We start from the raw sequence: 20,869 nt of genomic DNA on the forward strand, positions 1-20,869 counted from the left end.
GCCGCCTGTGCTTATTGATTCTAGGCGACATCGCCGCCGAACGGGACGGCCGCCTGCGCTCGACTGAACTAACCTTTCCTCAGGTCACGCGCGCCCTGAGCTCGTTCTCAGTTGCAGACTTCCGATCCGTTCCCCGGCTCGCCAGGAACACCCAACTTCACCAATCTGCACCCGGGTTTGACTGGGCGACAGCCCATCGTATTGCAGGTGATCTGTCCATTCGATTGCGGTCTCGATGGTGCCGCCTCGGTATTCTTGCGCTCCGCGTCCCGTTTGGTCCTGTCATCCCGCGTTGTGACTGATTTCGTGTCACGTACCTTCTCACACTCGTTGTCGTCATTGAGGCGATAGCCGGCTCGGCAGGCGATCTTTACGCAAGCGTCGCCATCGGCCTTGAAGCCGTGATCGCACACCAGCGGGCAGACCCGGCCCGGCTTGGCCTTAATGGCATCGAGCGCCTCTACGCTCGCCTGCTTGGCATCGAGCTTCGTCCCCGCATATTGGTTGAACAGCGTCAGCGAGCGTTGCGATGAGTCCGTCCAAATGCCGTCCACTGGCGCCGGGTGACAACCGACTCTACGCAGTTCTGATTGCAACAACTTTGGTACGTCTTGAGGAGAAAGGCTCGGCTGTGACGTCGGTGCAATAGCAGCAACTTTCTGTGTGCTCTCCGTTATTTGCTGCTTCTCGGCGGCCCGCTTGTCGACCAGCGCCTTCGCTGCTGCGGCTTCCGCGTCCTTCCTTCGCTGCTCGGCGGCCGCCGCCTTGGCTTCCTCGATCTGCTTGGCTTTCTCAGCGGCTGCCTTGGCGTCCTCAGCCGCCTTCGCGGCTGCTGCGGCTTTCTCCTGCTCGGCCTTCTTGGCGCGGTCGGATGCCAGTCGGGCCTTCTCCTGCTCGGCCTGCCTGGCCTTCTCCGCGGCGGCGGCGCGGGTTTCCTCGGCGGCGATCTTGTTCAGCTGGCCTTTCGCAAGATCGGTATAGAAACCGCTGGGAAAGCGGTTGAGGAAGGCCGTCCACCCGTCACGCGTCCCCAACTGAAGCGCCAGTTCGTAATCGCGCCGGATTTCGGCGTCCGGGTTGGCCTGGGGTCCTGCGACGACCGGCTTCGCTGCCACCAGCGGCACGTCATCGCCGCCGAGCGAGCCGTACACATAGGGCTCCTGCTTGTAGCCGGTGGTCTTGAGCACGTCGTCGCGCACGAAGCCGAACGCCTTGCGCAGATCGAGGCCCGGCATCGGCAGGCGTTCGACCAGAGCGGTGGCAAACGGGCTGTTCCTGGCATCGCCGTCCGAGGCGGTCGAGCCGGCCTTCGCCGCGAAGGCGATCATGGTGTTGGGGCTGGTCGGCTCGACCTTGGCGAGGCCGCGGCCAATCGCTCGCGAGGCGACCGTGCGCTTCATCGTCTTGGCGAATGGATTGTCGCGGCAGGCGTCCAGGATGACGAGGCGAAGTTGCTTGGCCGGCTCGATGGCGAACAACACCCTGTCGAGCGGGAAGGCCTCGTCGAGAACATCGGTATCGGTCTCAAGGGCGGCATCGGTGGGGATCAGATAGTTGGTGCCGTCAAGCTCGATGCCATGCCCGGCGTAGTAGATGACCGCGACATGGGCGTCGCGAGCCTTGGCACCGAATTCGCGCAGCGCCTTCCGCATGTCGACCACGTTCAGGTCGAGCTTGACGTCGACGGCGTCGAAGCCCGCCTTCCTGAACATGCCGCCGACCAGCGCGGCATCGTTCGCGGGGTTCGCAAGCCTCGCCACGTTCTTGTAGGCCGAGTTGCCCATGACGAGCGCGACGCGCTTCTCGGCCAGCGCGGCGCCAGTCCAGAACCAGCTCGCAACAATCAATAAAACAAACAGCCGAAGCCGCATTCCAGCCCCCGAATGCAATAGCGTCAGAATATTCGCAGGATGGCCAAACGCAATCTATGATCAGTGATATCAGTCACACACCGGTCCGGCGATCCGGGCAACCCCGGTCCGGCTCGCAGACGCGCAGTCGCATCGTTCAATTTGATCTTCCCATGATGCCATTGTGTTCCTGTTTTGCCCGACGGGTCAACAGCTCTTCGAAAAATACGAAAATGCTCGATGCTGCCGATGCTTGGCTACTGTGCATGGGGTTGTTTTCGCAGTTTTTGTTTTAGGTAGCCTCTGGCCTGTCGCGCGGCAGGGCAGGGATGCCGTGCTCAGCCCTTCGGCCCGCGCAGCTGCGCCGTCAGCTTGTCCATCGCATCCGCCACGTCACGCCATTGCGACAGCCAGCTGCGTGGAAAGCGGAAGGTGAGGTCGGCGCCGCCGACGCGGCGCTCCGAGAGGCACATGCCGGGCGTTGCCCCATCGCGGGTGCAGCGCGCGGTCAGTGCCGGGCTTGCAGCGGAATAGAGGTCCTCGCTGCCGTAAGGGGTGTCGGTGCGGAACATCCGCATCGTCAGGCCATCCACGGGCATGGTCGCGGCCTGGTCGAGGTAGCGCGGATAGATCGTGGCTGTCCGCTGCTCGGGCGCCAGCGCATCGTGATGGGCCGCGATCGACAGGAAGATGCGGTCGATCGATTGCACCGCCGCCTCCACCGTCTCGACGGTGACGTGCTTCGGCGCGCCCGGCGGCTCCAGCGAGGGGTAGAGGAAGTCGAGATCGATGCGCTCCTGCGGTCCGGAGTGCCGCTGGATCTTCATGCGGATCGCCGACCTCGGCAGGTTGAACAGCGTGCCGCCGACGCTCACCGGCAGCTTGTCCGGGGCGTTGGCGCCGCGGGTGCCCCAGGTCGGCCACAGCAGATAGGCGACGAGCGCGACCGCGCATGCCGCGGCAATGCCGCCGAGCACGATCGGGACGACATGCGCCCGGGTGCGCGTACGGGGGGACCTGAGAGGAGCTGCCGAAAACACCGTCATGACTAGTCGCGCCGGACGTCGGCCGGTGGCCGACGAATCAGCGGCGAATATGCCATGCGGCGGCGATTTCGCGGAGCGTTCCCGGCTGCGGGGAGCGGGGACGGCCCTGCGCGGGAGGGACAGCGCTGTTAACCTTCCCTTAAGGATAATGTAGCGTTAACCGGCACTATTTGTCACAGGAAGGCGGTGGCGTTGCGTAAGGGCGGACCGTTCCGATGACACCTGAAGCTCTCAATACCTTCTTCTCGATCTGCATTGGTTTCGCGCTCGCGGGTGCGCTCGTGAACGGATACCAGGCGCTGGCGCAGCGGCCCGCCGGCTTCGGCCTGTTGCAGGACGGCGTGGCGCCGAAGACCTTCGCCGCGGTGCCGTTCCTGGTGTTCGCCGCGCCCTTCATCATCATGCGCAACACGCTCCGCGGCGTGCGGGTGGAAAGCCGCCGTGCCGAGTTCGTGATGATGGCGACCGTCATTGCCGGCTTCTGGAGCATGATGAGCGGCACCTTCTTCCTGATGACGCTACGCGCGGCCGGCGTCCTGGGCTGACGACCGCCGGGACTGCCCGGCGGGCGGCCTTTGCCTCTTCGCCGCGGGTTCGCTATGGCTGAGGTCGACGTGACAGGAGACCTCCATGGCGATCTACGAGCTCGACGGGCAGGCGCCCGACCTTCCCGCCGACGGCAATTACTTCATCGCCGAGACCGCCACCGTGATCGGCCGCGTGCGCCTGAAGCCGGGTGCGAGCGTCTGGTTCGGCGCTGTGCTGCGCGGCGACAACGAGTGGATCGAGATCGGCGAGGGCGCCAATGTGCAGGACGGCTCGACCTGCCATACCGATCTCGGCTTTCCGCTCGTCATCGGCCGGAACTGCACGGTGGGCCACAATGTCATCCTGCATGGCTGCACCGTCGAGGAGGGCGCTCTCATCGGCATGGGCTCGATCGTGATGAACGGCGCCAGGATTGGCCGCAACAGCATCGTCGGCGCCGGTTCCGTCATCACCGAGGGCAAGGAGTTTGCCGAACGGTCCCTGATCATCGGCTCGCCGGCGCGCGTGATCCGGACGCTCGACGACGCCCAGGTCCAGAAGATGGGAAGCGCGGCGAGGTTCTACGTGGCCAACGGTCCGCGCTTCAAGAAGGGCCTGAAGCGGATCGGTTGACGCCTCGGCGTGCGCCCTTGCGGTTCCACGCCGTAAAAATACCGGTTGAAAGTTTAAGCCTCCGCTAGCGCCGCAGCGGTACCTTGGATGCTTTCAACCAAGGGGAAACGGCGCCATGGACGCGGCGGCACCGGCATCCGGCCTTGCCGCCGGAACCAATTTGCTAAAGAAGTTCGTTCGCCTGGCGCGCGGCGCCGACACGCTGACCGTTGCGGAGAAAGTCTACAGCATTGCCGCCTTCCTCGCGATCGTCACCACCTTCCTCATGGTGATGTCGGTTCAGTCGGTGCGGTTGCAGACGACCTATCGTCACATGCATGCATCCTCCGCCGCTGCGGCGATCAACGTCGGACGCATCAATGCGCTGATTTACGCCGTCGTGATGGAATCCCGCGGCATCTACATGTCCACCGATCGTCGTGCGATGATGCCGTTCGCGGACGGGCTCCTGCGGCGTAACCGCGAGCTTGCCGAGGCCGTGAAGAACATGGAGCTGACCGTCAGCAGAGACGATGCCGAGCAGTTCGCCGCATTCCGCCAGCGCATAACGCAGTTCATCGAATTCCGCCAGGAGCTGGTCCGCCGCGGTGTGGAGATCAGCTCGGCGGCGGCACGCGAATGGGGCGACAACAGCGCCAATCGGACGGTGCGCAGCAAGCTCAATAGCGATATCGAGGCGCTCGAGCGCATCTACGAGCAGCGTGCCCGCGAGGCGGACGAACTCGCCGATGACCACCGCTATGCGGCTGCCTATCTGTTCGCGCTCGGGCTCGCTGCATTGGTCTTCGCGGGCCTGAACGTCGTGGTCATGCGGAACTCCGTCGTCGGCGCGCTGTCCGATATCACGCAGGCGACCGACCGAATCGCGCGAGGCGACGTCAAGAGCGAGGTGCCGCATTTGCGCCGTCACGACGAGATCGGACGTCTTGCGCGCGCCGTGCAGAATTTCCGCGACGCCGTGGCGCGCATCTTCGAACTCGAGGAGCTCGAGCTCGGCACCGCGCAGGCGCGTGACGCGGCGATGACCGAGCGTGACACCTTCAACGACAAGTACCAGGCCAAGAAGTGGCAGCTTTCGGCCGCGATCAACAGCATGCCGCAGGGTCTGATCATGCTGGACGGCAAGGCCAACGTGGTTGCGATGAATTCCAACTATCGGAAGATCTACAATCTGCCCGAGACGATCCAGGCGGGATCCACGCTCGAGGAGATACTCAAGCATAGGGCCGAGAGCGGGTTGTTCAGCGGCGACGTCACGAAATATGTCGCCGCGGTTCTCGACCGGATCGCCCGGCGCGAGCCTGCAGCCCACGAGCTCGCGTTGAACGACGGCCGCATCATCAAGATCTACGAGCGTCCGATGGACGGTGGCGGCTGGGTGTCGGTGCAGGAGGACGTCACCGAACAGCGTCAGCGTGAGCGCATTCTGGAGCGGATGGAGCGCTTCCTCGCCACCATCATCGAGAACGTGGCCGAGGGCATCATCGCCAAGGATGCGCGCAACCTGCGCTACGTCTTCGTCAACAAGGCCGCCGAGAAGATGATCGGCATGTCGCGCGGCGAGATCATCGGCAAGACCGCGCGGGAATTGTTCTCCGCGGAGGCGGCCGCATTGATCGAGCGGCGCGATCAGCAGCTCCTCGCGCAAAAACAGCAGCTCGAACCGATCGTCGACACTATCGACAATCCCGCGCGCGGCCGCCGCGTCATCTCGGCCCGAAGGGTGCAGATCGGCGGGGCCGGCGAAGAGTCCCACGTGTTCGTGACCATGGTGGAGGATCGCACCGAGAAGATGGTGGCGGCCGCCTAGCGACCGGCGCGCGCGTTCGGAGAGGCCGCGTCAGCTTCCCTCGGATTCGCGCGCTTCGATCGCTCCTGCCACCTTCTCGTGGCCGGCGGCCCAGAGCGCGTGCTCGTCGCTGCCGTTCGAATAAGGATTGGCCTCGGCGGGGATGTTCTTGCGCGCAGCGCGCTCGCCCTCTGCAAAGGGATCGCGATCGGTCATCGTGTTTGGCCTCCTCGCTGTCAAGCTGATGCGACGGCATTTGTTCCGGAACCGGTTTTCGCCGCAGCGGTTGACCCGCAAAGGAGAATTCCGATGGCCCGATCATCCGCAACCGGTTCAATCAAGAGCATGATCGTAATCCTCGCACTCGCGGCGATGCCGGCCGTATCGTTCGCGCAAGCGACCGGCGGCGTTGGTGGATCGACGGGAGGCCCTGCGGGATCGAGCGGAGGCGTTGCCAATGCGCCGGCTCCGCCCCCCGGGACCAACAGCCTGGGGACGGCTCAATCATCCGGAGCAGGCGCCGGCGTCACCACGGGCACCGGCGCCGGCGGGGCGGCTGATGCCACCGTCAACGCCGAGAACAAGCAGCTCGACAAGAAAATGAAGAGCATCTGCCGCGGCTGCTGACGCTCGCGCGGAAGTGAGACAGCGTGGCTGTCACGATCGCCCAACTGACGTTAGCTTGGTCTTGCGTTGAAGCGTGGAACGCGTCCACGCGGAGGATCGAGTAATGTTACGGAAGATGATCATGACGGCGCTGGCGGTGGCGGCCGTTGGACTATCGGTGCCGCAATCGGCTCAAGCGCGGGGCTTCGGCCATGGTGGCTGGGGCCACGGTGGCGGTTGGCACGGCGGCGGTTGGGGCCATGGCGGCCATTGGCGTGGCGGCGGCTTCTGGCCGGGCGTCGCAATCGGGGCAGGCATTGCCGGCGCCGGCTTCTACGGCGGCTATTACGGCTATGGCTACGGCTACCCCTATTACGGCGGTCCCACCTATTATGGTACCGGCTACAATGATGGTTATGGCGGCTGCTACGTCGCTCGGAAGCGCGTCATGACGCCAGCCGGGTGGCGATACCGCAGCGTCGACGTCTGCGAGTGAGACGGGAAGATCGACAGGACCGCTAAAAAACAAGGCCGTTGACGCAATATACCGTCAACGACCTTGCCAGCCCCGGACATTGAAATCGGCTCACGCCATCCGGTAACGGCGAGCATTGCGCGGAATCATGCGGGCGAATGTGATCCAGTTCACAAGTGGCGAGAATAAACTCGCCTGTGGCGGACGCTTAGCCGGGCGAGCGCTTGCGCGCGCTGGCGTGGACCCGGTGCCGCGCCGGTTTCCTGCGGGTAACCGCGGGCGCTTCGACTTCGGTCGCTCGCGCGCTGGCAAACGATTGCCGCAGGCCGTCGATCGACTCGTTCAGCGATGCGACCTGCTCGGACAGACGCTTGGTGTCGGCCTGCTGCGCCGCCATCAGCCGCTTCATGGTCTGGAGCTGGTCCTGCACCACCTGGAGCTGGTCGATCGATTCCTGCTGGGTCGCCTCCAATCCCTTGGTCTTCTCGACGAGCTGCTCGGACGCCTGGGCGGTCCGCGCCTGCAGCTGCCGCGATGCCACCACCCGGTCGGCCTCGGGTGCTGCGCCGGTGTAAGCCCGCCAGATCGCGATCGAGGTCACCCCCGCGATCAGGAGCAGGAGCGCGGCGGCGGTCAGCGCGATGGGCTGGGCGCCGAGACGGAGAAGGGGCGTGGACGGTGTGTCCTGTGCGAGATCGATCATCGCTGACAAAACCCAAATTGAAACTTGGTGAGTGGCGAATACCGGCAGCCCTGAGGCCGCCGGGGCGTCCCGAAAGCCTTACGTTTCCGCAAGGAATGGGACCAAAAAGAGGCTAAGGGCGAAAAAACCAGTGTTCAGCGGGCTTTGCGGCCTCCGAATGCCCCGACAGGCGCATGGTTCAGGGCTGAAATTGCGAAAACGGCCCGCAATAGCTCTTCGAGCGCGGCGCGGCGTAGGGCCCGAGCCGGGAGGTCGTCAGCCCCAGCCGCACCAGTGATTCCGCCAGCGTCACCGCGGAAGTGACCCCGTCGATCACTGGCAGGCCGTGCGTGGCGGCGAGCTCGCTGGCGAGATCGGCCATGCCGGCGCAGCCGAGCACGATGGCTTCGGCGCGGTCGTCACGGATCGCGGCCGTGATCTCCGCCGAGATCTTGCCGACAGCGTCAGCGTTGCGCTCCTCGAGCGCCAGCACCGGGACCTCGGCGGCGCGGACGCGGGCGCAGCGTTCGGCGAGGCCGTATTTTCGCAGGTTATGCTCGATCGGCACGATGGAGACACCGAGCGTCGTCACCACGGCAAAGCGGGCGGCGACCAGGCTCGCCATATGGAAGCCGGCTTCGCCGATGCCGATCACCGGCGCCTTCGCGACCGCGCGCGCAGCATCCAAGCCGGTGTCGTCGAAGCAGGCGATGATGTGGGCTTCCGCGCCGTCGCGGTCGGCCTCGCGGATACAGCCGAGCATGCCGGGGACGGCGAAGGCTTCGTCGTAAAATCCCTCGATCGAGACCGGACCCATCGTCGGCTGCCGCGCATCGATCACCGTGTCCGCCAGCGCGATCGCGCGCGCCGCAGCGGCGATCTTCGCCGTCATGGACGCAGTGGTGTTGGGATTGACGATGTGCAGTCGCATCTCGATCAGACGAGGCCCTTGTCAGACAAGCCCTTTGCCGGCGTCCGAGCCCTTGGCCGCCTGCCGCTTGTTGAGCATGTGGATGGTGCCGAGCGCAAGCGTGATCACCGTGAACGAGACCGCCGAGATCACGGTGCCGAGCGCATAGATGTCGGGGTTCGTGACGGTGGTGGTGAGGCCCTGCAGATCCAGCGGCAAAGTGTTCACTGCTCCGATCGCCTGGCTGGAGCGGGCGAGCTCGTCCCAGGACAGCGTGAAGCCGAACAGGCCGATGCCGATCACCGAGGGCAGGATGATCGGCAGCACGACATGACGGAAGGTCTGCCAAGGCGTCGCACCGAGATCGCGCGCGGCTTCCTCGAGCCTCGGGTCGAAGCGGTTGAAGATCGCGAACATGATGAGGAGGCCGAACGGCAGCGTCCAGGTCAGGTGTGCGCCGAGCCCGGAGGTGAGCAAGCCCATCGAGGTCTCGAAATTCTCGTTCCAATGCGCCTTGATCAGGTCGTCGATGATACGGAACTCGAGCGAGATCCCGAGCGAGGTGATGATCGAAGGCACGATCAGGCTCGCGATCGCCGAGTAGAACAGGATGCTCTGCGCCGTGAACTTGCGGCGGAACGCCATGCCGGCGGCAACCGACAGCACGACGGTGACAATCATCACGACGATGCCGAGCAGCAGCGAGCGGCGGAAGGCCGCGCCGAGATCGACGATGCCGGTGCCCTGGAACAGTTTTGCGATCCAGAAGGTCGACACCCCGTTCATCGGGAAGGTGAGGCCGCCCTGCGGCCCCTGGAACGACAGCACGTAGATTGCGATCATCGGACCGTAGAGAAACAGCACATAGGCCGCGAAGAAGATCGCGAGCACGTAGAACGAGCGCGGGCGTCCTTCCTTCATGCTCTAGAGCTCCTTCTTGATGTCGACGATGCGCGACATCATGGAGATGATGAGGAAGGTGACGGCGAGCAGGATCACGGCGTTGGCTGCCGCCGCCGGGAACTGCAATGCGTTCACGCGCGTCTCGATGATCTTGCCGGCGGCGGCGATCTGCTGGCCGCCCATCACGCCGATGGTGATGAAGTCGCCCATCACGATGGTGATGACGAAGATCGAGCCGATGACGATGCCCGGCTTGGAAAGCGGTATGATGACGTTGACCAGGGTCTGGAAGCCGGTGGCACCGGCGTCATAGGCGGCCTCGATCAGCGATTTGTCGATGCGCACCATCGAATTGAAGATCGGCACCACCATGAAGAAGGTGAAGAGGTGCACCAGTGCCAGAACAACGGAGAATTCGGAGAATAGCAGCCATTCGATCGGGTGGTTGATGAGCCCTGTCTTGACGAGGCCGGAATTCACCAGCCCGTTGCGCCCGAGCAGCGGGATCCATGCGATCATGCGGATGACGTTGGAGGTCCAGAACGGGATCGTGCAGAGCAGCGACAAGCCCATTTGCCAGGTCTTGGACTTGACGTGGAAGGCGAGGAAATAGGCGACCCAAAAGCCGATGAAGAGCGTGATGGCCCAGACCATGAAGCAGAGCTTCAGCGTCTTCAGATAGGTCTTGCCGATGGTGCAGAGCTCGGGGAGCTGCGCGATGCAGCCCTCGAACGTGTCGGTGTAGCCGCGGCCGGAGAAGGCCGGCAGCAACTGGTATTCGTTGTAGTCCCAGAACGAGACGATGACCACGAACACCAGCGGAATGAGGAAGAAGGCAAGAAACACCAGCATCATCGGCCCGGCCTGGAGCCAGGAGATGAAGGACGGCGACAGGCGCGTCGGTTTTGCGGCGCGCGCCGTGCCCGACCCCGGGATCAAACCCGGGGACGCCTGTTGCAGGACTTCTTCCGACATGTCGGTTACGCCGCGATGAACTCGTTCCACTTGCGGACCATGTAGTCGTTTTCGTCCATCACCGCGTTCCAGCAGGCGACGCCGCCCATGCGGTCCTCGTAGGAGCCGCCGTCGCGCACCGCGCCGGCCTTCTCGAGCAGCGAGCCGTCGGGCGCCTTGATGTCCTTCTCGGCCGGCTTGCCTTCCATCCAATAGGCCCACTCGTAGGGCTCCATGTGCGCCTTCGCGGTCGAGAGCACGGCGGAGTAGTAGCCCTGGCGGTTGAGATAGGCGCCGGCATAGCCGGACAGGAACCAGTTGACGAATTCGTAGGCCCATTCGAGCTTCGCGCCCGACACGCCCTTGGAGACGCAGAAGCCCGAGGCCCAGGAGCGATAGCCTTCCTTCAGCGGCTGGAAGGTGCAGGCGATTCCCATCGAGCGCACCTTCGTCACTGCCGGCGACCACATCGACTGGATCACGGTCTCGCCCGAGGCCATCAGGTTGACGCTCTCGTTGAAGTCCTTCCAGAACGCGCGGAACTGGCCGGCCTTCTTGGCCTCCGTCATGACCTTCATGGTGAGATCGATCTCTTCCTTGGTCATGTTGCCCTTGTCGGCATATTTGTACTTGCCGGAGGCTTCCACGACCATCGCGGCGTCCATGATGCCGATCGAGGGGATGTTGAGGATCGAGGCCTTGCCCTTGAACTCGGGGTTGAGCAGCTCGGACCACGAGCTGATCGGCCGCTTGATGATGTCGGGGCGGATGCCGAGCGTATCGGCGTTGTAGACGGTCGGGATCAGCGTGACGAATTCGGTCGCCGAGGTCGCGAACTTCTTGGAGTCCTTGCCTTCGAGATAGAGCACCTTCCAGGGCGCGGTGCCCTGGCCGCCGATCTTCTTGCCGCCGGGCGTCTCGCCCTTGGTGAAGACGGGCGTGATGTTGTCGAACTGCTTGATCTTCCTGGCATCGAGCGCAAGGATGTTGCCCGACGGCACGATCTTCTTCAGCGAGAAATATTCGGTGTCCAGCACGTCGAAGGAGTTCGGCTGGGTCATCACGCGCTTGGTGACGTCGTCGGTCGTCGCGGTGATGTATTCGATCTTGATGCCGGTGTCCTTCATGCACTGCTTGGCGATGTCGTCGCCCTCGTTCACGGCGGTGCCGAGATAGCGCAGCACCTTGGCATCGGCCGACTTCACATAGGGAAAGCCGGTGATGGCGCCCGAGCCGGCGGCAAGTCCGGCGAGACCTGCGGTGCCCTTCAATAGCGTGCGGCGGCTGACGCCGGTCTTCCTGGTCGTCTCGGTCATTTCGCTCACTCCTCTGTTGCGCATTCCAGTGATCGATCGGCGCTATTGCAGACGTTGCGCCTTGGCGGGATCCCAGGTGGCCAGCACGCGATCGCCCGGACGGAACGGGTGAACGTCGAAGGCGGCCTCGGGAAGGTGGGAGAACAGGGCGGTGCCGTCGTCGAGCGTGAGCGAGATGGCGATGTAGGAGCCCTGATACTCGGTCTGGGTCAGCAGCGCCGGCGCGCCGAACGCGCCTTCGGCGAATGGCACGATGCCGAGCTGGTCGGCACGCACGGCGATCAGTTTGCCGGCTTCGCTGAGCACGTTGTGGCCGCCGATGAAGCGCGCCACGAATTCGGTGCGGGGATGGTGGAAAATGTCGCGGGCCGTACCCTGCTGCTCGATCCGGCCGTGGTTCATCACCACGATGTGGTCGGCGAGCGCCATTGCCTCCTCCTGCCCGTGGGTGACCTGGATGAAGCTGATGCCGAGCTCGCGCTGGAGCCGCTTCAGCTCGCCGCGCATCTTCACCCGCAGGAACGGATCGAGCGCGGAGAGCGGCTCGTCGAGCAGCAGGATCTGCGGCTCGGTGATCAGCGCGCGGGCGAGGGCGACGCGCTGCTGCTGGCCGCCGGAGAGCTGCGCCGGCAGTCGGCCCGCATAGGGGCTCATCGCCACCAGCTCGAGCAACTCGCCGGCGCGCTTGTGGCGCGTCGGCTTGTCGATGCCACGCATCTTCAAGGCGAAGGCGACGTTGTCGATCACGCTCAGATGCGGAAACAGCGCGTAGGACTGGAACATCATGGCCGTGCCGCGCTCGGCCGGCGGCAGGTCGGTGACGTTCTGGCTGCCCAAGATGATGTCGCCCTCGCTGACCGCCTCGTGGCCGGCGATCATCCGCAGGGTCGAGGTCTTGCCGCAGCCGGACGGACCGAGGAGACAGCAATAGGTGCCGGCCGGGATCTTCAAATTGACGGTGTCGACCGCCAGCGTCGTGTCATAGCGCTTGGTGACGGCGACCAGTTCGAGAGCGGCGGGAGTGGCCATGGCGTGTCCAGGGAGGGCGATGCTGTCGCTCTCTCCGCAAGGTCCGTGCCAATCACCTGTTTGCGGGCCAAATTCCGAAACTGTGCAGCGGAGTCAGATCGTTAGGCCAAATCCGGCGCCTCCGTTCGGTCCGCCCCGTCCGTGCTCAAATGCACACAAAACGGGCGACGATTGTATAAAGTTTCGCCTGTGATTGGATACAACTCGTCGACTAAATTCAAAAGCGAACGTCGATCGCGCCTCCAGACCCAACCGTCGAACTCATGGCCGCCAAGCCCCGCCCCAAATCCGACGCGCCAGATGCGAGCGATCGCGTCAGCCGCATCCGGGAGGGTGTGACCGCGGCGATCCTCGAGCATCGCCTCCTGCCGGGCACGAAGCTCGGCGAGGATGAGATCGGCGAGATCTACGGCGCGAGCCGCACGCTGGTTCGCGCTGCGCTCCAGCAACTCGCGCATGAGGGCATCGTCAACATCGAAAAGAACCGTGGGGCTTTCGTCGCTCGCCCCACGCCTGCGGACGCCCGCGAGGTGTTCGAGGCGCGGCGCCTGATCGAGCCCGCCATCGTCGACCATGCCTGTGAAGCGGTCTCGCCGGCCTGGCTCGATCGCCTCCAGGCGCATCTTGCCGAGGAGCGCGAGGCCGAGCTGCGCGGCGACGCGCGCGCCTCGGTTCGGCTCTCCGGCGAGTTTCACAGGCTCATTGCCGAGATGAGCGGCCACAGCATCTATCTCGGATTCCTGAAGGAGCTGATCGCGCGTTCCTCGCTGATCATCCTGCTCTACCGTCGTCACGACACGCCGGCCTGCGGCACCGACCACCACGCCGGTATCGTCGCCGCCATCCGCAAATGCGACAGAGAGGCCGCGCGCGCGCAGATGCTGTCGCATCTGGACGAGATCGAGGCCGAGCTGTTCCTGAAGGATCCGGTCGCCGACGAGCTGCGGCTCGCCGACGTGCTGGGGGCGTGAGCGAGCCGCATTGGCGGCTTATGGCGACGAAGATCGTTCGTTTCGTCTGAAGATCTTCAGCACCAGTAAACCGACGCCAAGCACCAGGAAGAGAACACCAAAGAAGGTCGTGCCGCCGGATTCGAAGGTCACGCCGAGGGCGGTCAGCAGGCATCCCAAGATGATTGCGAAGAGCCCGCCGAGCTTCTTGATCAGGAAGACATGTCCGTCACTTGCTTGTGCCACCATGTTACGCCTCATTCCTTATATGGAGCTGTTCTTCTCTCCTCCGCCCCATGATCCTTCCAGCTCCTGCACGATCGTACTCCAGCGCACACGCATTGCAATCTGGCGTTGATATCGTCTCCATCGTTGTCCAATTTTGAATCGAGTTCGATTCATGCGCGACAGTGAGACTTACGCATCTGCCGAAAATTCCCTGCTGCATTGCGCACCCGCTGCATCTCTCATGGAGTGTATGGCAGAATTGCAAAATCTCCTTGAGGTTGCAAATTGACTTTCTCGAGTTTGCGGAATCAACTCGCCCCAGAGCGTCGAGTTCTAGAACGGAGCCGACATCAGTTGAATCCGTTCTGCGGAGTGGTGCCATGGCGCGTGCTCTAGCTGGCGAACAAGAGACGGCCCGCGTCGCGACCGGCCGTCGACCCGGCCCGGAAACCGTGGGGGTCAATGAGGCGCAGCGACGCTTCCAGTCACAGCGCGGCGAAAACAACTCGCAGGTCCGTTACGCGCCCGCCGCGCTTGGAGCGAGCTGCTCCTTGCACCGCGTGGCGCAACGCGCGCTCTTGCGGGCCGTGACAGTGCTTGGCCTTGCCTGCGTGATCCTGGGCGTGCCGTCACCGTCCTCGGCACAGCAGGACTCCGCCGTCCTGTTCCGCAACGTCCGGATCTTCGATGGCAAGGGTGGCTCGCTCTCCGCGCCGTCCAACGTCCTGGTCCGGAACAAGATCATCGAAAAGATCTCGACCGGCGACATCACCGCCTCCGCTCAAATGATCGACGGCGGCGGCCGCGTGCTGATGCCGGGCCTGATCGATGCGCATTGGCATGCGATGCTGGTGCGGCCCAGCCCGATGGCCGCGCTTGCGGGGGATATCGGTTACAACAATCTGCTCGCGGCCAGCGAAGCGACCGCGACGTTGATGCGCGGCTTCACCACCGTGCGCGACATGGGTGGGCCGAGCTTCGGCCTCAAGCAGGCCATCGACGAGGATCTCGTCGCCGGTCCCCGCATCTATCCATCCGGCGCGATCATCACCGTCACCAGCGGTCATGGCGACTTCCGCCAGCTCTCCGACCTGCCGCGCACGATCGGCGGGATGCTCAGCCGCATGGAGCAGATCGGCGGCAGCATGGTCGCCGACAGTCCCGACGAGGTCCGGGTGCGCGCGCGCGAGCAGCTCATGCAGGGGGCTTCGCAGGTCAAGCTGACGGCGGGCGGCGGCGTCGCTTCGCCGTTCAGTCCGCTCGATGTCTCCACCTTCACCGAGCCCGAGCTGCGCTCCGCCGTCGAAGCTGCCGACAATTGGGGCACTTATGTCGCGACCCACGCCTACACGCCGGTTGCGATCCAGCGCTCGATCGCAGCCGGCGTCAGATGCGTCGAGCACGGTCATCTCATGGACGAGGCGAGCGCGCGGCTGATGGCCGAGAAAGGGATCTGGCTGAGCACGCAGCCGTTTCTCGATCTCTCCGCTGCGGCGGCGCTCGGCCCCGCCGAACAGGACAAGATGCGGCAGGTGGTTACCGGCACCGACCGCGTCTATGCCTTGGCGAAAAAGTACGGCATCAAGACCGCGTTCGGAACCGACGTCCTGTTCTCGAAGACGCTGGCGGACAATCAGGGTGCGATGCTTGCCGCTTTGACGCGCTGGTACACGCCGGCCGAAGCGTTGGCCATGGCAACGTCGGCCAATGCGGAGCTGCTGAGCCTGTCGGGCGCGCGAAATCCCTACCCGGGCCGGCTCGGCGTGGTGGAGGAGGGCGCGCTCGCCGATCTCCTGCTGATCGACGGCAATCCGCTCGACACCATCAAGATCATCGAGGATCCCGCGAAGAATTTTGTGGTGATCATGAAGAACGGCCGGATCTACAAGAACACGCTGGCGCCCTGATGCGCGATCGCGCGCTCCGGTCCTGCGAAAGGCAAGCGCCTCCGGTCCGATTTGTTGGGAACCGGCGTTTGCGACGCTTCCGTTGCGATCTCCGGGATGGCGGGGCTGCATTCCCCCTGTCACAAACTCCGCCCTGTCGCCGGAGGTGACTTCCAAGCCTCTAGAAGAATGTTTCGACGAAGCTCGCGGTCATCCGGGTTTCGGGAGTTGCGCGATTCGCAATCAATTCGACCGCCTGCCGGACCAAATGCAATTTGATCCGTCGTGGCGCTGGATTGTGACAAACCCTCGTCAGGGCTGGGTGCGTCGATCACGCATCCGACCTACGACTGTCCTTTACACGCAGCTCCAGCTATATGCTGTCGCTCTGTCATTCAACTGTCATGTTACCGAAAATGCTGAAGTCAGATGGAACACCGGCCCGCAAGCTCCCGGGCGCGCCGGATGGGAATCGTGCTCCAAAGGATGACAAGAGAACGCAAGTCGCCGCCGGCTTCCTGAGGCAAGTTGAGGACGGCGCGGAACCCGCGAACGTCGAGGGCGCTGTGAGTGATCAGACGCCATCGCAAGACGCGACACCCGCGCCAGCCCAGTCGGCCGCCGCCGCACGGCCCGCCGATGAAATCGAGCTCAAGCTGATCGTCGATGCCGGTCGTATGGCGCATTTCAACGCCGCGCCTGTCATCGCGGCGCACGCGCGCAACAAGGGCTCGCGAAAGCATCTCAAGTCGATCTATTACGACACGCCCGAACGCGCACTCCGGCGCAACGGCCTCAGCCTGCGCGTGCGCCAGAGCGGTGCGCGCTTCGTGCAGACCGTGAAGACCGAAATTGCCGACGATCCGCTGCGCCGTGGCGAGTGGGAGGCGAACGTGGCGTCGTTCGCGCCCGATCTCGCGCTGGCGATGCCCTTCATTCCGGAGAAGCTTCGCGGCTCTCTCGAAGCGCATCCGCTCGAAGCCGTCTTCACCGCCGACATCCATCGCCATGCGCGGATGATCGACCTGCCGACCGGCACGGTCGAAGTCGCGTTCGACCAGGGCGTGCTGACGGCCGGTGACCGCTCGATGCCGGTGAGCGAGATCGAGCTCGAACTCAAGAGCGGCAGCGCGAGCACCATCTACGAGGTCGCCTTGCTCCTGGCGGAGCAGGGAGCGGTGAAGCCGTCGATCCGCAGCAAGTCGGCGCGCGGCTTCGACCTTGCGGCCGAGCTTGCGCCGGCGGCGCGTCGTCCGCGAAAACTTCGCCTCGATCCGTCGGTCACGCTTGACGAAGCCTTCGCGACGATCCTGCGCTCCTGCTTCCTTCATCTGCTGCAGTCGCGGCCGGCGGCCGAGGACGGCCGCAATCCGGAAGGCGTGCACCAGCTCCGCGTCTCGCTCCGCCGGCTGAGATCGGCGCTCGATCTGATGCAATCGGTCGGCGCGCTCAATGACCTCGATGCACTGCGCTCGGAAGCAAAATGGCTGGCGCAGGAATTGTCGGCTGCGCGCGACTGGGATGTCTTCCGCCTCGAGACCCTGCCGACGATCGCAAGGGCCTGTCCTTCGGTCGCCGGCTTCGATGCGCTCGATCGGGCCGCGGCCAAGCGCCAGTCCGAGGCCTATCGGAGGGCGCATCATGCGCTCGACGATCGCCGCTGCGCTCTGTTCCTCATCGGCCTCGGTCACTGGATCGAGACGCGGGGATGGCGCAACGATGTTGCCGCCGAAGATCTCGGCCAGCTCGCCGAGCCCGCCGTCAATTTCGCACAGCGCATCCTGTCGGAGCAGCACGCCAAGGTGCTGAGGCGCGGCCGCCGCTTCAAATCGCTCACGACCCTGCAGTTGCACAGGGTTCGGCTCGCGACCAAGCGGCTGCGCTATCTCGGCGAATTCCTGCTGCCGCTGTATGAGGACCGCAAGTCCACGCGGCGCTTCTCGCGCCGGCTCGCTGGTCTGCAGGAGGAGCTCGGCGCCTTTAACGACATGGCGGTCACGGCCTCGCTGCTCGAGGGGCTCGATGTCGAGCCCGACAGCGCCATTGCCGCGGCGGCGATTGCCGGCTGGCAGGCGCGCGCATCCGTCGGCGTTCAGCCCGTCTTGCGAAGCACCTGGCGCGATTTCACCGGTGCGCGTGTGCCGTGGGCGTCTCAGGGCTGATGGCGCATTCCAAAAAAGTTGCGGCCAGCCATTGGGGGATGGCTGGCCGCGCGCGAACCGGTCTGGGACGGGGAGGGGTGGGGATGTGACCGGGCCGCGTAACTCCTTGTCTCGTTCCTTAATCTCTTGCGCTGGCGGTGGAGACCGCCGGCTTGGTATCGCCGAGCGAGACCCAGACGTTGGGATCGCTCTGCGACTGGCGCTTGACGAAGCGGTAGCCGGTCTCCGTCCAGGCAACGACGTTCTCGTTCTGATTGTCGAGAACGAACTCGCCCTTGTCGGTCTTCACCGTCAGCACCGCATGTCCTTCGCCCTTCTTGTCGCGCACGACGGTGATGAGCAGGGCCTGACGCGGCCATCCGGCATCGATCAGCATCTTGCGCTTCAACAGCACGTAGTCTTCACAGTCGCCGTAGCCGTCCGACGGCAGCGACCATTTCTCGATCACGCCCCAGTGCTCCTGGTCGGTCAAAGGCTTGACGGTCTCGTTGACCCAGCGATTGACCTTGACGAGGTCGCGCCAAGCGGCCTGCGACATCACGATGTCGCGCGGCTGCGCCGGTGCGCCCTGGCACTGGGCGGTATTGTCCGCACAGAACTCGACCCAGCCGATCGGGGCACGCGTGGTGTCACCGAGGCTCGCGTAGAGCAGGCGGCCTTCGCCGGCCTGCGCCGTCGCGCCGATCCCGAAGAGCATGGCAGCCAGCGCCAGTCTCTTCCCCTGTCCCCTGAAATCAAACATTGCGGCCCCCGTTTCTTGTTGGGACCACATTTCGCACGGAGCTTTTGAGTTGCCGCTAAGTCAGCCAAGTCAAGTCGAGACGAATACAAGTAAAAGGCGCGGCGAATTCGATCTATACTTGAATCGAATTCTCATAAAATTTGAAACAACCGCAATTGATTCAAATTTTATCTGTTAACGCGCAGACACTGGCGGAACGCCATTTCCACGCGCAAACGGGCCGCGCGTTAACCCGCGCAAGAGCCGTCGCCGCGCACGAAAAAGGCGGCGTCCGCATCGCGGAGGCCGCCTCCAGGGCTGGAAATGCAGTGGTTTTGGCGTCGTAGCGCTTTACCGCGCGGTAACGCTCTCTTCGAGTGTCTCGATCGGCTGCGCGTGGACGAACTCCAGGGCGAAGCCGTCTTCGAGGTTTCGGACCACGCGGCCCTGCACCCGGCCGAGCAGAACCGTCGATTTCAGCGGCGGGCGGTTCTCGGCGGCGATGGCCGCGCCCGACAGGGAAAGGTCGATGATGCGGCAGGTCATCTTGGTGCCGTCCTCGAGCGTCAGCACTGCGATCGGGTTGCGCGGCACGATACGGTCGTGGCGGCGGTCCTCGGGCAGGTTGAGGATGTCGCGGTTGGCGAGCCAGGTCAGCTGTGCCGCGAGCTTGTCGCGCTTTCGGGGCGTCGCACCGATCGTCATGGCGAAGCCGTTGTCGATGATGCGGGTGATCTTGCCCTCGACCCGGCCGATATGGTCGAGATAGGCGACCACGCGGTCGCCGACATTGCCGATGCCGGGAGCGAGCAGGGCGAGCCCGCCGGGCGACATGTTGATCACCTGGCAGGGGAATTCCCGGCGGTCGGGCAGCATGTAGCGGCCGAGCAGGTGCACTTTCACCCGCTGGAAGCGCCGTCGCTCCTCGGCGGCCGGAAGAAATTTTTTGTTCGCCAACGCCATTTCCAACACCCGACCCCCCGCCCGGGCGGAGTCCGGGACGACCCTAAGGTGCATAGGGTTAATGCCGCGTTAGGATCGGTTTGCGGCGGTAACGGAGGGACACGATGCGTTCGAAAAGCAACATCAGGGGCGGGCAGGCCAGCACCGTCAGTGCGCCGAGGTCGAACGCAACTGCGGCCGTGCCGGCCGACTTGGCGAGCCGGCCCGCTAGAGCCGGCCCCAACATCATCGCGGCATAAAAGAGGGTGTAGAACACGCCCATCCCGAGGGCGCGCGTCTCCGGCGCGAGGACGCGGGCGGCGAGGCTCATCATCGGGCCGGCCGGAAGCCCGCCGATTATGCCGATCAGGATCAGGATGATGATCACGGCGTCGGATCGGCTCAGCCAGGCCAGCAGGGCGGCCACGACGAGGCTGGCCGCGATCGTCAGAACAAAGGGCTTGCCGCGGTCGGCGAGGTAGCCACCGGTCGGTACCGAGATCACCGACAGCCACATCACGACGCTGATCGCCGAGCCCGCCGCCGCGATGCTCCAGCCGCGCTCGGTCAGCAGCGTCGGCCCGAACGAGAAGATCATGGCAAAGGCGACATTATAGAGGCCCCAGATCATGCCCGCGACGATCACCGCCAGCAGGGCGGGAGCATCCGGCCAGCCGGAGGCGACAGCGCAGACCGTTACCGCCGGAGACGGCTGGTAGAACATGATCAGCGCAATTCCGATCGCGGTCAGCACACCCGCTGCGAGGAACACGGCGCCTGCGCCGTAAGCGGTGCCGATGGCCGGCAGCACCAGAAGCGAGATTCCAACGCCGACTGGCCAGGAATTGACGAAAATCGCCATCGCGGTCGCGATCTCCCTGCCGGCAAACCAGTCGGTGGCCATCTTGGTGAGTTGCACCGTAAGCAGCACGCCGCCGGCGCCTGAGACCAGGCGGCCGGCCATCTGCCAGCCCCAGATGCCGGTTGTGGCCATGACCAGGCTGCCGGCCGTCATCAGCAAGAGCGCCAGAATCGTCGTCGGCTTGTCGCCGAGAGCCCGGCCGATCGCGCCGCCTGGCAGTGCCAGCACGATGCCAGGCGTGAAATAGAGCCCGATCAGGATCCCGATATCGGCAATCCCGACGCCAAAGCTATCTTGCAGCAGCGGCGCGACCGCGGCCACGCTCTGAAATTGAAATGCGATGGTGAGGCGCACGACGAACAGGATTGCTAGAATGCCCCAGCGATTGCGCAACGTG

At 64.4% G+C, this 20,869-nt stretch carries 21 protein-coding genes; 8 read left to right on the forward strand and 13 right to left on the reverse strand.

Annotated elements, in window-relative coordinates:
- Positions 1-107 precede the first annotated feature (107 nt).
- Both RX330_RS15105 and RX330_RS15110 read right to left on the reverse strand, forming a co-directional pair.
- Complete coding sequence (locus tag RX330_RS15105; RefSeq protein WP_317243499.1) at positions 108-1,871, reverse strand: caspase domain-containing protein; 1,764 nt, start codon at positions 1,869-1,871, stop codon at positions 108-110.
- 317 nt (positions 1,872-2,188) lie between these two features.
- Positions 2,189-2,896 (reverse strand): hypothetical protein, encoded by a 708-nt coding sequence (locus RX330_RS15110; protein ID WP_212081403.1) that lies wholly within the window; start codon positions 2,894-2,896, stop codon positions 2,189-2,191.
- A gap of 215 nt (positions 2,897-3,111) precedes the next feature.
- Here RX330_RS15110 and RX330_RS15115 point away from each other — a divergent pair, with 215 nt between their 5' ends.
- The 3 genes from RX330_RS15115 to RX330_RS15125 all read left to right on the forward strand — a co-directional run bounded on the left by RX330_RS15115 (position 3,112) and on the right by RX330_RS15125 (position 5,867).
- The gene (locus RX330_RS15115; protein ID WP_212081402.1) at positions 3,112-3,441 is read left to right on the forward strand and encodes a DUF6949 family protein; all 330 of its coding nucleotides are present in this window, start codon (positions 3,112-3,114) and stop codon (positions 3,439-3,441) included.
- Positions 3,442-3,526: 85 nt separating this feature from the next.
- Positions 3,527-4,057 carry a gamma carbonic anhydrase family protein gene (locus RX330_RS15120; protein WP_317243500.1) on the forward strand — a complete coding sequence of 177 codons (531 nt, stop codon included), beginning with the start codon at positions 3,527-3,529 and terminating at the stop codon, positions 4,055-4,057.
- Between the two features lie 115 nt (positions 4,058-4,172).
- Positions 4,173-5,867, forward strand: a complete 1,695-nt coding sequence (locus RX330_RS15125; RefSeq protein WP_212081400.1) for a PAS-domain containing protein — start codon at positions 4,173-4,175, stop codon at positions 5,865-5,867.
- 30 nt (positions 5,868-5,897) lie between these two features.
- Here the strand turns inward: RX330_RS15125 and RX330_RS15130 are convergent, their stop codons facing one another.
- Positions 5,898-6,062, reverse strand: coding sequence for a hypothetical protein (locus RX330_RS15130; RefSeq protein WP_212081399.1), 165 nt, complete (start codon positions 6,060-6,062; stop codon positions 5,898-5,900).
- 93 nt (positions 6,063-6,155) lie between these two features.
- Between RX330_RS15130 and RX330_RS15135 the strand changes: the two genes are divergently transcribed.
- Both RX330_RS15135 and RX330_RS15140 read left to right on the forward strand, forming a co-directional pair.
- Positions 6,156-6,473 carry a hypothetical protein gene (locus RX330_RS15135; RefSeq protein ID WP_317243501.1) on the forward strand — a complete coding sequence of 106 codons (318 nt, stop codon included), beginning with the start codon at positions 6,156-6,158 and terminating at the stop codon, positions 6,471-6,473.
- Between the two features lie 103 nt (positions 6,474-6,576).
- Positions 6,577-6,948 (forward strand): hypothetical protein, encoded by a 372-nt coding sequence (locus tag RX330_RS15140; protein ID WP_212081397.1) that lies wholly within the window; start codon positions 6,577-6,579, stop codon positions 6,946-6,948.
- A 187-nt stretch (positions 6,949-7,135) separates the two neighbouring features.
- Here the strand turns inward: RX330_RS15140 and RX330_RS15145 are convergent, their stop codons facing one another.
- The 6 genes from RX330_RS15145 to RX330_RS15170 all read right to left on the reverse strand — a co-directional run bounded on the left by RX330_RS15145 (position 7,136) and on the right by RX330_RS15170 (position 12,721).
- Positions 7,136-7,630: a hypothetical protein gene (locus RX330_RS15145; RefSeq protein WP_212081396.1), complete on the reverse strand. Its 495-nt coding sequence runs from the start codon at positions 7,628-7,630 to the stop codon at positions 7,136-7,138.
- Between the two features lie 178 nt (positions 7,631-7,808).
- Entirely contained in the window at positions 7,809-8,540 is a 732-nt protein-coding gene (locus tag RX330_RS15150; protein WP_317243502.1) for an aspartate/glutamate racemase family protein, read from the reverse strand.
- Between the two features lie 21 nt (positions 8,541-8,561).
- A complete protein-coding gene (locus tag RX330_RS15155) occupies positions 8,562-9,440 on the reverse strand; it encodes an ABC transporter permease (protein ID WP_317243503.1) in 879 nt (292 codons plus the stop codon).
- Between the two features lie 3 nt (positions 9,441-9,443).
- The gene (locus RX330_RS15160) at positions 9,444-10,397 is read right to left on the reverse strand and encodes an ABC transporter permease (RefSeq protein WP_317243504.1); all 954 of its coding nucleotides are present in this window, start codon (positions 10,395-10,397) and stop codon (positions 9,444-9,446) included.
- Positions 10,398-10,402: 5 nt separating this feature from the next.
- Positions 10,403-11,692 (reverse strand): PotD/PotF family extracellular solute-binding protein, encoded by a 1,290-nt coding sequence (locus RX330_RS15165; protein ID WP_212081392.1) that lies wholly within the window; start codon positions 11,690-11,692, stop codon positions 10,403-10,405.
- 42 nt (positions 11,693-11,734) lie between these two features.
- Complete coding sequence (locus RX330_RS15170) at positions 11,735-12,721, reverse strand: ABC transporter ATP-binding protein (RefSeq protein WP_317243505.1); 987 nt, start codon at positions 12,719-12,721, stop codon at positions 11,735-11,737.
- Positions 12,722-12,984: 263 nt separating this feature from the next.
- On the opposite strand from RX330_RS15170, the gene RX330_RS15175 reads away from it, so the two are divergent.
- A complete protein-coding gene (locus RX330_RS15175) occupies positions 12,985-13,692 on the forward strand; it encodes a GntR family transcriptional regulator (RefSeq protein WP_317243506.1) in 708 nt (235 codons plus the stop codon).
- An 18-nt stretch (positions 13,693-13,710) separates the two neighbouring features.
- On the opposite strand, the gene RX330_RS15180 is transcribed toward RX330_RS15175, so the two are convergent.
- A complete protein-coding gene (locus RX330_RS15180) occupies positions 13,711-13,920 on the reverse strand; it encodes a hypothetical protein (protein WP_317243507.1) in 210 nt (69 codons plus the stop codon).
- Positions 13,921-14,279: 359 nt separating this feature from the next.
- On the opposite strand from RX330_RS15180, the gene RX330_RS15185 reads away from it, so the two are divergent.
- Together RX330_RS15185 and RX330_RS15190 are read left to right on the forward strand one after the other, a co-directional pair.
- Positions 14,280-15,806, forward strand: a complete 1,527-nt coding sequence (locus tag RX330_RS15185; protein WP_249153057.1) for a metal-dependent hydrolase family protein — start codon at positions 14,280-14,282, stop codon at positions 15,804-15,806.
- Between the two features lie 395 nt (positions 15,807-16,201).
- The gene (locus tag RX330_RS15190) at positions 16,202-17,947 is read left to right on the forward strand and encodes a CHAD domain-containing protein (protein WP_317243508.1); all 1,746 of its coding nucleotides are present in this window, start codon (positions 16,202-16,204) and stop codon (positions 17,945-17,947) included.
- 118 nt (positions 17,948-18,065) lie between these two features.
- Here the strand turns inward: RX330_RS15190 and RX330_RS15195 are convergent, their stop codons facing one another.
- The 3 genes from RX330_RS15195 to RX330_RS15205 all read right to left on the reverse strand — a co-directional run bounded on the left by RX330_RS15195 (position 18,066) and on the right by RX330_RS15205 (position 20,865).
- Positions 18,066-18,689: a transglutaminase-like cysteine peptidase gene (locus tag RX330_RS15195; RefSeq protein ID WP_212081388.1), complete on the reverse strand. Its 624-nt coding sequence runs from the start codon at positions 18,687-18,689 to the stop codon at positions 18,066-18,068.
- A gap of 330 nt (positions 18,690-19,019) precedes the next feature.
- On the reverse strand, positions 19,020-19,631 hold the full coding sequence (locus tag RX330_RS15200; protein ID WP_008140941.1) for a PilZ domain-containing protein: 612 nt from the start codon (positions 19,629-19,631) through the stop codon (positions 19,020-19,022).
- A 58-nt stretch (positions 19,632-19,689) separates the two neighbouring features.
- Positions 19,690-20,865: a CynX/NimT family MFS transporter gene (locus tag RX330_RS15205; RefSeq protein ID WP_317243510.1), complete on the reverse strand. Its 1,176-nt coding sequence runs from the start codon at positions 20,863-20,865 to the stop codon at positions 19,690-19,692.
- Positions 20,866-20,869 lie beyond the last annotated feature (4 nt).

It is taken from the genome of Bradyrhizobium sp. NDS-1 (genome assembly GCF_032918005.1).
In the GTDB taxonomy this organism is placed as follows: Bacteria; Pseudomonadota; Alphaproteobacteria; order Rhizobiales; family Xanthobacteraceae; genus Bradyrhizobium; species Bradyrhizobium tunisiense.